Genomic DNA, 13,089 nt, shown 5'->3' with positions numbered 1-13,089 from the left:
TGAAAAGTCGATGAAAAGTCGATGAATTTTCAAATAACTCAGTCGCCAACTCAAATAGCCACCTGATTAGATTAGAAATAACAAGGTTGAATCCCATCACAACGAGGTAAAAGCATTGTGCATTCTATCCTAATTTGGTCGCTGGCCTCAGCCACTAATCAACCCGGTTTCGCCTTCACACCCCCGATCTTGTGGTTGCTAGTCGGAGTTGTGCTTAGTGCGATCGATCTATTAATCCAAAAAACTCAGCCCCAAAAATACAGGTTTTACGTGCTAATGATGGGTGCTGCTGCTCTAATTGAATCCTTCGTTTTGTGGAGAGGATCAGTCGCTTTCCAATTTAATTGGACGATGGTAATGTATGAAGATTTTGACTGGCAGATATTCTACTGGATGGGGATAGCCCTGGCGCTGAGCATCTGGATTCGACCGATTTTCATTGTTCGCAAAAAGTTTGTGATTCCCGAAGCAACGGAAGCCACAACAATCTCCGAGATTTTCCCTGGAGAAACCGGAATGGTGATTTATGAAGGGGCTTCTTGGAAAGCTCGCAACGAAGATTCCCAAGGGGCGATCGCACCCAGACAAAAAGTTTACGTTTTGCGCCGCGAAGGAAACACGCTGATTGTTGTACCTGACAGATTAATTCACATCAACAGCTAAATCTCAGTTAGCTCTTTTATGACTCGGCGATTGAAATCGCTTCTACACAAACAAAGTCCCTCTCTAAGAGACTAATAAATCACTCTCAACTGTCAACTGTCAACTATTTACCAGGAGATTCACTATGTATCAGTATTTTTTGACTGTATTGTTGGCTATCACCGGAGTATCCTTAGCGAGCAGCGTTAAAATTGTCCGTCAAGGAGATGAGGCGTTAGTTGAAATTTTCGGAAAGTACGATCGCAAAAAACTAGAACCGGGTATAACCTTTTTGATTCCCTTTGTCGAGCAAGTGGCCTATAAACAAACTCTGCGCGAGCAAATTTTAAACTTGCCACCGCAAGAATGCACAACGCGTGATCGGGTTGCCGTCACCGTCGATTTTATTGTGTACTGGCGAATCATTGACTTAGAAAAAGCTTCCTACAAAGTGCAGAATCTCAAGGAAGCAATGTTAAATATGCTGATTCTTTCCATTCGGACTCACCTTGCTAAATTATCTGTCGAGGAACTCTACACGGCTCGCAATGAAATCAATAATGCTTTAGTGGAGGAGTTGGATACAACGACAGATCCTTGGGGTGTGAAGTTTACGAGAGTGGAATTGCGCGATTTTGCGATCGGCAGTAAAGTGATTCATCCTACATCCATTGACCGGAAAGAAGTACAAAAGCTGCGAGCTTAGAGATTAGTATTTCCTCCTTTTCCTCGTTACCAGGCAGAGCCTGGTAACGAGGAAAAGGAGCCTCTGCTTCGCCGACTTTAATTCGCCTTGTATATACCATTTAAGGAGACAAAATCATGACTAAATATCAAGTATCAAGTATGAGCAATTTAGCTTATAACGGTTGCGGATGCTTATTGCTTTCAATGGGCATTGGAGCAATTGGTGCGATCGCTCTGGCATCATTTCTGAATGCTAGCAATAAACCCATGATTTCAGAAGCAAAACTGTATGTTGGCTCCATGAACAAAGCGCAGCAAGCTCAATTTGCTGAAAAAAGTGCTTTTGCTACTTCTGTTAATGCTTTGGGAATTGGGATTAAAACCGAGACAACAAATTTCAAGTATTCAGTTCGCGCCACTAAAAAAGCAGCATTTAATTATGGACTATCCAAGGAAAAAGGCTTTAAAAGTTATGTCGGCGGTGTCTTTCTAGTTTCTGCTAAAAATTTTGAGCCAAATGCTGCTAAAGATGAAATAACTACAAAGTCCATATTGTGCGGCTCTGATTTTCCCGGTACAATTAAACCAGCGGAACCCACCTATGAAAATGGTAAGATTGCTTGCGGTAAAGGCACGACACAAGTGACCAGATAATCTAATTATAGGCCAGATTATGACAGTCGATTACCAATATCAAATCGGAGGCAGTCTCCCGCAAAATGCACCTACTTATGTAGTGCGACAAGCTGACTCAGAACTTTATCAAGCCCTCAAAGCCGGAGAGTTTTGTTACGTGCTCAATTCCCGACAAATGGGCAAATCCAGTTTGCTGGTGCGAACTGTACAAAAACTCTCCGCTGATGGCATTGCCTGTGCTACGATCGACCTTTCGGACATTGGCAACCAGCAAGTCTCTCTAGATAAGTGGTACGGCGGCGTCGCTTACAAGCTATTGTGCAGCTTCAACCTGTTTAACCCAGTCGAGTTTATGGCTTGGTGGCGGGAGAGAGAGTTGATGTCGCCGGTGCAGCGCTTAGGAGAGTTAATTGAAGAATTGCTGCTGGTCAAAATTTCTCAAAACCTGGTCATTTTTATTGATGAAATTGATAGCGTTCTGAGTTTCCAAGAACCGCTAGACGATTTCTTTGCATTAATTAGATGTTGCTACAATAAACGCGCTCACAATTCAGAATACCAGCGCATTACATTTGCTTTGCTGGGAGTAGCTACCCCATCGGATTTAATTAGCGATGCAACTCGTACCCCGTTTAATATCGGTTTAGCTATTGAATTGCACGGTTTTAACTTACAAGAAGCTCTGCCTTTAGCCAAGGGATTTGAGGGACAAGTAGACAATCCTCAAGAGGTTTTAAAAGAAATTTTGGATTGGACTGGAGGGCAGCCATTTCTGACTCAAAAGCTTTGCAAGCTGATTCTACACCATGTAAAAAGCTTAGCATCGGCTTCTCTTATATCAGACGCAACGGATGAAAGCACTACTAAAATTATTAGTACAAATCAATTATTAATTAGCGAGATAGTGCAATCTCATATTATTGATAATTGGGAATCATCCGATGAACCTGTACACATCAAAACAATTCGCGATCGCCTTCTCAGAAGTCAGCACCGCGCCAGTAGGTTATTAGGACTATATCAAAAAATATTGCCACCCTGCGATCCCCCTCAACCCCCCTTAATCAGGGACGAGAAAATGCCAGAATTACCCTTGTTAAGGGAGGGTGCGGGAATCTCGGCGGATGATACTCCCGAACAAACAGAATTGCGGCTGAGCGGATTGGTAGTAAAACGAGCCGGAAAATTAACCGTATCCAACCGCATTTACGCAGCTATATTCAACCAAAACTGGGTAGAAAAAGCACTCGGCGACTTGCGCCCCTATGCTGAATCCCTCACAGCATGGATAGCTACAAATTGTCAAGACGAATCTCGCTTGTTGCGCGGTCAAGCACTGGAAGATGCCCAACAGTGGGCGGCAAATAAAAGCTTGAGCACACAAGATTATCAATTTTTAGGTGCGAGTCAAGAAGCGGAATTTGCCAGATTGCGCGATCGCGAAAAACAAACTCAAACTGAAATTGAACAACTGCGCCGCGAAAAAAAGTTACTAGAGGAACTAAGCGAAGCACAAAAGCAGAAAAAAGTGATGGCAGTTAAACTTTGGCGCGAGCAACAACTGAGAGTGCAAACAGTTACAGGAGCCGCGGTCATATTAATATCAATCCTGATAGTAGCTTTTTGGGTTAAACCGTCAATCGAAGAAAGAAACAACAAAATTCTCACCCTCAGTTTGCTATCAGAAACGCTATTTGCCGCAGATAAAAAAGAAGAAGCTTTGCTAGAAAGCATTAGAGCTGTTACAGAAATGAAACGATCGCTGGGAGTGAGTTCAGATATTCAGATGCGAGTGGCGATCGCCCTCGAACAGGCAGTTTACAGCTTTCGGGAACGCCGCCGCTTGCAGAGTCAAGCGAGTACCCTCGCTTTCGTGAGTTTCAGTCCCGACAGTCAAACAATTGTGACGGCTACCGATAATTATATCAAACTTTGGCAAACTAATGGAACTTTGCAAGCCACATTGACAGGGCATACTGATAAAATTAGAAGTGCAATATTCAGTCCTAGCGGTGAGATTATTGTCTCAGCCAGCGACGACAAAACTGTAAAAATTTGGCAAAAGAAGGGCAAATTAATTCATGATTTAAAAGGACACAGCGGTCAAATAACAAGCGTCTTTTTGAGTCCCGATGGTAAAATCATTGTTTCAGCAAGTGCCGATGGAACTGTTAAACTCTGGAAAATCAACGGTGAAGAATTGTCAAGTTTTAAAGTGCAGCGAGGTTGGATAACCAGTGCCAGTTTTAGCCCAGATGGTCAGATAATTGCTGCGGCTGGCACTGATGGCACTGTTAAACTTTGGAGTTTGACAAAGGTTGTGGAAAAGTTGCAAAAACAGCAGTCCATCCAAGCAAGCACCGATATCCAATTGCTGCGAACCTTACAGATTGAAAGTGATAAAATTATGAGTGTAACTTTCAGTCCCGACGGAGCAATGCTGGCGACTGCAAGTGCTGGCGGAACTGCGAGAATTTGGAGCAAAGACGGCAAACCGCTAAGTATGTTAAAGCATACAAGTGGATTGACAAATATCAGCTTTAGTCCCGACAGTCAAATGTTGCTATCTGCAAGCACAGACAAAATGCTGAGGCTGTGGAACATTGACGGTACATTGCTCAAAACTTTAAAAGGTAACAAGGATGCTGTTTGGAGTGCGAGTTTTAGTCCAGACGGCAAGGCGATCGCTAGTGCTAGTGCTGACGGTACGGTGATGCTGTGGAATCTTAATCTTGACGATTTGCTGGTGCAGGGCTGCAATGTCGCCCACAATTATTTTAAGACAAATCCGATCGCAAATCAAAACAATCGCCACCTCTGCGACGGGATTGGAACTCAGTCGGAACTCACGCAAAAAAAACCGGGTTAAGAGTCAATCGATTTTAGATTTTAGATTAAAGATTTTAGATTAAAGATTTTAGAATTGAAGCATTGACCCCACGGATGAATCCGGGGGCTTGTATCCTGGATGCTTTCGGTCAAAATGTTGAGTTGGGCAGCAAAGTATCTAGGCAGAAACTGGCTTTTTGACCGCCCCTGCGTCTAGGGCTGATATGGTTAAAATTGGTAGCAGCTAATAGGTAATAGGTCAGCCCGATCGGTGTATTCAACTCTAGAACAAAAGTACCAGCGCCTGCAAAAAGACTTAACAGGCGGAGTCATCGCCCTTGGGGGCATTTTATGCACGGGTAGTCTCTGGTATTGGCAGGTGGAAAAATGGCCTTTGCTGGATGCCGCTTACATGACAGTCTTTACCCTAGCAACTGTGGGCTACGGTGAACTTCACCCCCTCGGCCAACGTGGGCGAATGTTTACGATATGCCTGATTTTGATGGGCGTGATTGTGATTGGTTTCATCGTCAACCGCTTTACAGAAGCGCTGATTCAAGGATATTTTCAAGAAGGAGCAAGAATTAGGCAGCAGCGACGATTGGTAGATTCTTTGATGGGGCATTACATTCTCTGCGGTTTTGGGCGCACGGGCCGCCAAATTGCCTTGGAATTTCAGGCCGAATATATCTCTTTTGTGGTGATTGATTCGGCGGTGCCGTCGGTTGAGGCAGCTTTGGCGCTGGGGTACACGGCTGTCCAAGGAGACGCGACTCTGGACGAAACTTTGCTGAATGTGGGGATCGATCGCGCAATTTGCATAGTAGCAGCTTTGCCTTCGGACGCCGAGAATTTATATACTGTCATGTCGGCGAAAACTCTGAATCCGAAGGTACGGGCGATCGCCCGCGCCACCACAGAAGAAGCCGTAAAGAAGTTGCAGCGGGGCGGGGCCGATGCCGTCGTATCCCCCTACATTACCGGCGGAAAGCGGATGGCGGCAGCGGCTTTGCGGCCTCAAGTTATGGATTTTTTAGACGGTGTTTTGACCGGCACCGATAGTTCTTTTTACATGGAAGAATTTTTGGTCGATCCCAATACTTGTGTCTACGTCGGGCAAACTTTGAGAAATGCCAAGTTGCGATCGCAATCGGGGGCCTTGGTTTTAGCAGTGCGGCGCGCTGGCGGGACTTTGATTGTCGGGCCTACTGGAGAAACTGTGATCGAAGGAGGAGATATGCTGATTTGTTTGGGCACTGCGGAACAACTGCGAACTCTCAATCAAATCCTCAGTCCCCTGAGTTTTCGCCTCCCCCGGCCCCCGAACTAATACGATGTCAGGTTTCTTGTCAGGAATGCAAGTCCTCTCTCAATCAATGCTTCCCATAACAATTGACACTCGATGGCGTAAACACACGGGGATTCTTTAACCTGGACTTCCCCCCCTACAAATGTACTAACAGTCGTCAAACTTTTACTCCACAAATAAGACAACTGTTGAGCTGAAAATTTGACCCATTTATACACAATAGCTGACGCAGGCGATCGCGATCCTCTGTTGTAGATTCAATATAATTGCCGATCGCAAACAGATATCAATCATCTACATGGGTACACATTTTTTTACTCAACAGTTGAAACCTTTGTGAGCAGAGGCTTAAAAATGCTAAATATCGAATCGAATTAACGCGGCGGTGTTTGCGAAACTTGGGGGTATTATAGAGATAATTTTAACGGTCTGTACTTACTGACTCAAGGATTGAGAGAATTGGTGCTATAATGCGCGGTCTTGCTTCTCTAACCTTAGAGAGAAGCAAGACGGATACAGAAATACGTCCTAAGAGTTTTGCGATCGCCCTTAGCGTCAGGTAATATTCTTGTTAATTATTGCGCTTCGCTCAGGAGAAAAAATTTATGCCAGATATGTCCGGTCAAGACCCCTCGGAAATTAAAATGGCGACGGTTGATGAAGAAGAAAAAGGCGCAACGTTTAGCGGTACGGTCATCCTTGGTATCGATGTCGAGGGTGCTGGGGAAGTCCTTTTCTTCAGAGACTTTTTGATTGAAGATTATAAAGGCGAACTTACCGCTTATCTGGCAACAGATGGCAATATAACGAAAAGCATTGATTTAGGCGAAGTTAAGCATAAGAGCACCAGCTTTAAGCTGCCAATTCCGCTGGGGACGGATACATCACCCTACAATACCGTCGTGCTGCGCGACGAAAAAAGCAAGAAAAAAGTTGTGACGATCAAGCTGTAAAATTTGCAATTTAGCTCGTAGTTCAGCCAAATTCGTTAGCGCAGCCCTCGAAGAGGATCGCCCTTTTTTTCCTGAAGTGCGATCGCTCTTAAATTAAGGTGCGTCACTTTCCATCGAACAGTTCAGTTGTAAAGTGATGCACCCTAATTTTTAAAATGGAATCGGATCGTAATCGGGATTTTCCGGTTCGTTAGATGAACCCGACTGGCGATCGGACTCAGAATTTGAAGACTGATGCGAGTTCCAATCCGAACTAGACGTGCGGTTAGCGCCGCCTGGAGCGCTGTTAGAACTGCGGTTCCGCGAGCCTAAAGGAACTACATTGCTCGGCACATTAGCCGGCGCGCTGTCGCGAATTTGAGCCGGTTCGGGGGCGGTTCTACCTGCGGGAGCCGCACTCATAGCATCGGCGCCGACACTGTAAATCCTTTGAGCTGTCAGTTCAGCGCGCTTTTCTTTAATACCATCTCTTTCGATCGTATTCATGCTCAGCCTTCCCTCAATAATCACGCGATCGCCCTCGTGATATTTCTCGTGAATTTCTTGAGCAAAATTTCCCCATCCTATCACTTTCAAATGTTCGGGCGGATCTTCTGGTTTGGGGCCGGGAAACTGCACCAACATCTCAGCGATTTGAAGTTGATTGTCTGGAGTATAACGGAGTTGCGGTTGTTGAATTATTTCCGCCATCAAAATGCAGCTATTCATCTGTTATCTGTGCGTAATTGGGAATTGGATGTTGAAGAAAGAAGGAAGAAAGAAGAAGGAAGAAGGAAAAAGTAGCTCTCCGTGTACCGATGACTTGTGCGTCTTGCTTTTGGCAATAGCAAATAGCAAATTGGTAATTGGTAATTACTGATTTTTCTGCACTCTTGGCTATTAGTTGTCGCCGATTACCGATTACCCATTACCAAATTTATCTTGGCGAACCGCCGCCTCGGTTTGGCTGACAAAATCGTGAACGAGGGCGCGGTACTCCTTCAAAGTTTCAGATACCCAATCTCGATCCTCGCTGTTGGCGAAGATATGAACGGTCGGTTCACTAGCATCGGGCAAAACTAATACCCAATTGTCGTCGCTGTAGTTAAAAATCTTCACTCCATCTACTAATTCTAAACGATCGGGCGAATGAGTTTCTACTAAATGTCGCATCAGCGAACCCTTGATCGTCCAAGGACAGCGGACGCTGTAACTGCGGTGGGTGACGCGGGGAAGTTCCGCCTTGATCTGTCCGAGCGATCGCTCCTGAATCGTCATCATTTCTATCACTTTAGCAATGCAGAACATTCCGTCAAATCCGGGATGCAACTGCGGGAAAATAAAACCCATAAGGCCGCTGCCGCCCAAAACCACATTCGGGTTCCTGTTAGCGGCTTCCATCAAAGCAGTTGGGTTCGCCTTAGTGCGGATTACCTTGCTTTGATAGCGTCGGGCGATCGCCTCCACCGCAGAAGACGCATGCACTGGTACTACTACTGTACCTTTGGGATGAGAAGTCAGCATCAAATTTACCATCAACGCCGTCAGCATTTCCCCGCGAATCGCTATCCCAGACTCATCTACCAAAATGAGTTGTTCGCCGTTGGCCGACACCTGCACGCCAAAATTAGCGCTGAGTGCTTTCACCACCCGGCCGAGTTGGTCGAGCAAATATTCCCGTTCCCCGTTGCTCAGAGAAGTCTGCTTGAGACTGGCATTGAGCACCACCGCATCGCAGCCAAACTTGGCGAGCATTTGCGGCAGAATTGCTCCGGAAACCGCGTAAACGTAATCGATTACCACCTTAGTATTGCTGTAGCGTATGGCCTCAACATTCATCTGTCGCTCAAAAATGCGGTTGTAAACGTCGAGAGCTTGGTTAAAGTACGTCATGTCTCCAATTTCCGGAATTAGAGCCCGCCGCAAATCTTCTTTAAAATAAGCCCCCTCAATTTTTTTCTCAGCTCCTTTAGTAATATTGATGCCTTTGATATCGAAGAATTCAATTAAAATGTGGTCGGAGCGATCGGGCGAAATGCGAACATGAATGCCGCCGGCAATCGACAGCGTAGACGAAACCGTGCGCGCGATCGGAATTGCCGTCGATTCCAAATTGATCACATTAATTCCCACCGACATCAAACCCGCAATCAAAGACCTAGAAACCATCCGCGAAATGCTCCGCTGGTCACGAGAAACCGATACCGAAGTCCCGGGTTTCAAAGTCGAGCCATAAGCCGCGCCCAATTTCACTGCAAATTCCGGAGTAACATCCACATTTGCCAGTCCTTGAACGCCACGCTGACCGAACAAATTCCGCTTAGCTTGTTCTCCCCAAATTAAATTTTGATTTAACAGAGCGCCGGATTCAATATTTTTGCTCGGCCAGACGCGCACGCTTGGCCCCACTTGTGCTTCTTCTCCCACGATGGACATTGAACCGACGACAGCACCTTCGAGGACGTGAGCGCGCCTGTCTACGCGGGTACTCCGGCAAATCACGCAGGCCCTAAGATGAGCGTCTTCACCGACAATTGCTCCGTTCCAGACAATGGGACGTTTGAGGTTGGCGTCGGCCCCGACAGTCACGTTATCTCCGATAACTGTACCGGCATCGATTTTAACTCGGGCTGCAATTCGGCAATTGTTGCCGATCATGGCCGGTACTTCGATGATCGCGCTATCGTCAATAAAAGTATTCTGACCTACCCAAATTCCCGATCGAACTTCGTTGTAGTAGCTCAAATCCAGTTTGACCTTTCCCCGCAGCGCGTCGTACTGAGATTCCCGGTAAACATCTAGCTGGCCAACATCGCACCAGTAACCCTCGGCGATGTAGCCGTACATCGGCTCGTTTTTTTCCAGTAGCATGGGAAACAAGTCTTTGGAGAAGTCGCACTCCTGATTTGCCGGCAGGTAATCCAAGACCTCGGGTTCTAAAATATAAATGCCGGTATTGATAGTATCGGAGAAAATTTCGCTGCTAGAAGGCTTTTCCAGAAAGCGACTGATGCGGTAATTTTCCTCGGTAATAACGACCCCGAATTCCATCGGGTTGGGAACGCGAGTTAAAATTAACGTGGCTTTGGATTGCTTGCTGCGGTGAAATTTGATCGCTGCAGTTAAGTCGAAGTCTGTGATGCTGTCGCCGCTGATGACCAGAAAAGTTTGATCGAGCAGTTCAGCAATATTTTTGACGCAACCAGCCGTACCCAGCGGTTGGTCTTCCTCCACAGCGTAAGTCATTTGAACGCCAAACTCTGCCCCGTCAGTAAAATATTCGCGCATGACATCGGGAAGATAGTGCAGCGTTGCAATAATTTCCGTGATCTGATGCCTTTTTAGCAAATTAATAATGTGTTCTGCGATCGGGCGATTGAGAATCGGCACCATCGGTTTGGGCAAATCGCACGTCAGGGGTCTGAGCCTCGTTCCCGACCCCCCAGCCATTAGCACTGCACGCATAAAATCCTCCTTGCTTAGAAAGCTCTCTACCGTCATTGTCCGCTAGAAAAAGTTTCCCTGCTGTAATTGGTTGGCCGCCAACTCTCAGTTCTTACTTAAATATCTTCGAGTAGTGACCCGTCTGGGAAATCCCGTTCGGCCAGGCTGTCCCCCAACAGCAACCGATTTCAACCGAATTAGAACTTGCGGCGCCGCACCAATCCCCCGATCGATCTCGGATTTGTAGGGGATGTTGGGTACTACCAGTTAAAAATAAATAATGCCACTGTAGGCCCGTGCTCGAAACCCTTCTGTCATCAGTCATTCCCAATTCTTTAATTCTTCAATTCTTCCATCGTATAAGCCCTCAGAATCCTCGACTTTTGGCAGAAGTCCCTTCTTGCTGGCTCGGTGAAAGCTATTTCGCGGGTGTTATTTTTAAGTTTGTGGCCAGCCGGGATTTTGAAGTCTCTTTCTGAAGGTGGAATTACTACCGCTATCGGTGCGCCTTGGCGTCTGATAAATGATAGATTAAGGGTAGCGCTTTGACTAGCTGACCCAAAATCCTATCTATTGCTTAGGGGTTGTTTAAATGAGTACGTTAATTAGCTTGGCATTGCTGATCGCTTACGGTGGCGGTATTTGGAAATTTTGGAATGGTTTCGATCGCACTAACTTCGATCGAAGTTTTGCAAATCGCCTGAAGCTGTCGCTGCTTTGGCCTGCATTAATTTTTAATAAGCCCTATCGCCAAAACTTTACAAAGGCTCTCAAAGCCTCTAAAAGGTAATTCAAGAATGTCTAAAAAGTCCGAACGCCCAGCAAGTACAAGCGAGCAAACTTGGTTTGCCAAAGGCAAATCAGATAGCTGGCAAGTTTTACTATCGCAGGTTGCTGCCCGGTTCGATCGCGAATACCGGGGAGAAGCTTTCGCTTTACCCGAAGAAGTCGAAGCAATGCCGATTTTCCTAGAATCAGTCGCAGGAACTCTCCAAGCAAAAACAGTTTCTCCCTTCTGGAAAATTGCCAAACCTCAAAAAAATCAGCGCTGTTTAGACATTGGCTGCGGAGTCAGCTTTCTGATCTACCCTTGGCGGGATTGGGAGGCCTATTTTTACGGTCAAGAAATCAGCAGCGCAGCGCGAGACGCCTTAAACGCTCGCGGCCCTCAGCTCAATTCTAAGCTGTTTAAAGGCGTAGAATGGGCTCCCGCTCACCAGTTAAATTACGAGGAGGCTCAGTTCGATTTATGCCTCGCTACAGGCTTTAGCTGTTACTATCCCATAGACTATTGGAGTATTGTCATGGGAGAAGTAAAACGGGTACTAAAACCGGGCGGTCATTTTGTTTTTGATGTCCTCAACCCTACTGCTCCTCTAGCAGAAGATTGGGCAATTTTGGAAACTTATCGAGCCGGCGAAGTATTTTTAGAGACACTAGAAGCTTGGGAAAAAATGATAAAATCTGCGGGCGCTAAGGTAGTCAAAAAGCAAAGCGGCGACTTATTTCAAATGTATAAAGTTCAATACAATTGAGAGGTTAAGGGGAATAGGTAATTAGCTTTGTAGTCAAAACTTCACTCGTCCAAAGCCTGGTCAGGCAGACGAAAAACTACTTTATTCTTAGTGGAGAAAGTAGGGTAGCGTCACTAAGTAGAAATTAGTTTGAGAACCAACAAATATTCAAGCTGACGCGCCCTACTAACTATAGCAACCGTCAAGGCAGTTATGGCATAAACGGGAAGTAGTCCTTATCCTGCCGTGCGATCGCTCCATGCCAAAACCCTACAGCTACGACCTTCGTCAGAAGGTGCTCGAAGCCATAAAACTCAATGGTTTGAAGATTAGTGAAGCCAGTCTCCTGTTCAACAGAGCGTCGCAACACGATCAGCTTAGGGTTTTCCATACCAGCCAAAAGTGGGAGCTTTGAAGCGTTACCCAATAAACCTCCCCGCAATGGTCATAAAATTACTGACGTTTGAAAAATTCCGCGAGGCAAGGCTGGACTCATGGGAATAAAACTCAGATGGAGATGGCATCATTGAAGGGAGGGGGAAATTAGCGCTCGCACCATCTCACGGGCATTGAAAAAGATTGGTTTCACTCGAAAAAAAAACTTACGCCATTCCCAGAACCGGATGAAGTCAAACGCAAGGCGTTTATAGTTCAGTTGTCCAGTGTAGCCCCAGATCAGATTGTTTACCTCTCCCGAGTCTGGGATGGATCGGCCCTGCTCTGTACGATTATGGTTGGAATCAAAGAGGTCAGCGGTTCTATGCACTCAGATCAGGACGACGTAAGGGGCGGGTGAACATGATGGCAGCGCCAATGGGCCCCAACCTGATAGCTCCGTTTACTGTCTGAGGGAGCGTGTAATCAAACAGTGTTTTAAACGTGGCTAGAAACAAGTTTGCGAACCACACTCCAAGTTTGACAAGTTGTGGTGATGGATAATGCCACCTTCGACTCATAGCGGGCGCATTGAGCCACTGATTGAGAATGTGGGTGGCAAACTACTGTACTTACCTCCAGGGTAAGAGCATCTCAATCAGCCTTGACAAAAGCACTTGAGAATTTGCATCATATAGTCATTGTTCATTGCGGCCCGTTT

Annotated in this window: 10 protein-coding genes; 8 read left to right on the top strand and 2 right to left on the bottom strand. The window is 46.1% G+C overall.

The window, feature by feature from the left end:
- The first annotated feature begins 117 nt into the window (after positions 1-117).
- The 6 genes from QT996_RS06970 to QT996_RS06945 all read left to right on the top strand — a co-directional run bounded on the left by QT996_RS06970 (position 118) and on the right by QT996_RS06945 (position 7,056).
- Positions 118-663, top strand: a complete 546-nt coding sequence (locus QT996_RS06970; RefSeq protein ID WP_333045455.1) for an NfeD family protein — start codon at positions 118-120, stop codon at positions 661-663.
- Positions 664-787: 124 nt separating this feature from the next.
- Complete coding sequence (locus tag QT996_RS06965) at positions 788-1,348, top strand: SPFH domain-containing protein (protein WP_333045454.1); 561 nt, start codon at positions 788-790, stop codon at positions 1,346-1,348.
- Positions 1,349-1,464: 116 nt separating this feature from the next.
- Positions 1,465-1,983, top strand: a complete 519-nt coding sequence (locus QT996_RS06960; protein WP_333045452.1) for a type IV pilin-like G/H family protein — start codon at positions 1,465-1,467, stop codon at positions 1,981-1,983.
- Between the two features lie 19 nt (positions 1,984-2,002).
- On the top strand, positions 2,003-4,834 hold the full coding sequence (locus QT996_RS06955; protein ID WP_333045450.1) for an AAA-like domain-containing protein: 2,832 nt from the start codon (positions 2,003-2,005) through the stop codon (positions 4,832-4,834).
- Between the two features lie 231 nt (positions 4,835-5,065).
- Positions 5,066-6,124, top strand: coding sequence for a potassium channel protein (locus QT996_RS06950; protein WP_333045449.1), 1,059 nt, complete (start codon positions 5,066-5,068; stop codon positions 6,122-6,124).
- Positions 6,125-6,708: 584 nt separating this feature from the next.
- Complete coding sequence (locus QT996_RS06945; RefSeq protein ID WP_333045448.1) at positions 6,709-7,056, top strand: hypothetical protein; 348 nt, start codon at positions 6,709-6,711, stop codon at positions 7,054-7,056.
- 150 nt (positions 7,057-7,206) lie between these two features.
- Here QT996_RS06945 and QT996_RS06940 read toward each other — a convergent pair whose 3' ends face one another.
- Positions 7,207-7,764, bottom strand: a complete 558-nt coding sequence (locus QT996_RS06940) for a single-stranded DNA-binding protein (RefSeq protein WP_333045447.1) — start codon at positions 7,762-7,764, stop codon at positions 7,207-7,209.
- 192 nt (positions 7,765-7,956) lie between these two features.
- Complete coding sequence (locus tag QT996_RS06935; RefSeq protein ID WP_333045446.1) at positions 7,957-10,500, bottom strand: mannose-1-phosphate guanyltransferase; 2,544 nt, start codon at positions 10,498-10,500, stop codon at positions 7,957-7,959.
- Between the two features lie 571 nt (positions 10,501-11,071).
- On the opposite strand from QT996_RS06935, the gene QT996_RS06930 reads away from it, so the two are divergent.
- Positions 11,072-11,269, top strand: a complete 198-nt coding sequence (locus tag QT996_RS06930) for a hypothetical protein (RefSeq protein ID WP_333030091.1) — start codon at positions 11,072-11,074, stop codon at positions 11,267-11,269.
- A 7-nt stretch (positions 11,270-11,276) separates the two neighbouring features.
- Positions 11,277-12,014, top strand: coding sequence for a class I SAM-dependent methyltransferase (locus tag QT996_RS06925; protein WP_333045445.1), 738 nt, complete (start codon positions 11,277-11,279; stop codon positions 12,012-12,014).
- The last annotated feature ends 1,075 nt before the right edge of the window (positions 12,015-13,089 follow it).

This window comes from Microcoleus sp. S13C4 (genome assembly GCF_036700865.1).
GTDB lineage: Bacteria > Cyanobacteriota > Cyanobacteriia > Cyanobacteriales > Microcoleaceae > Microcoleus.
The sequence above is the reverse complement of the archived record's forward strand: the minus strand, read 5'-3'. Positions and strand labels throughout refer to the sequence as shown.

Bases quoted from the DNA above. Each gene is read 5' to 3' on its own strand.
- QT996_RS06965 (WP_333045454.1), top strand. From the start codon at position 788: ATGTATCAGTATTTTTTGACTGTATTGTTGGCTATCACCGGAGTATCC.
- QT996_RS06960 (WP_333045452.1), top strand. From the start codon at position 1,465: ATGACTAAATATCAAGTATCAAGTATGAGCAATTTAGCTTATAACGGT.
- QT996_RS06955 (WP_333045450.1), top strand. From the start codon at position 2,003: ATGACAGTCGATTACCAATATCAAATCGGAGGCAGTCTCCCGCAAAAT.
- QT996_RS06945 (WP_333045448.1), top strand. From the start codon at position 6,709: ATGCCAGATATGTCCGGTCAAGACCCCTCGGAAATTAAAATGGCGACG.
- QT996_RS06940 (WP_333045447.1), bottom strand. From the start codon at position 7,764: ATGAATAGCTGCATTTTGATGGCGGAAATAATTCAACAACCGCAACTC.
- QT996_RS06935 (WP_333045446.1), bottom strand. From the start codon at position 10,500: ATGCGTGCAGTGCTAATGGCTGGGGGGTCGGGAACGAGGCTCAGACCC.
- QT996_RS06930 (WP_333030091.1), top strand. From the start codon at position 11,072: ATGAGTACGTTAATTAGCTTGGCATTGCTGATCGCTTACGGTGGCGGT.
- QT996_RS06925 (WP_333045445.1), top strand. From the start codon at position 11,277: ATGTCTAAAAAGTCCGAACGCCCAGCAAGTACAAGCGAGCAAACTTGG.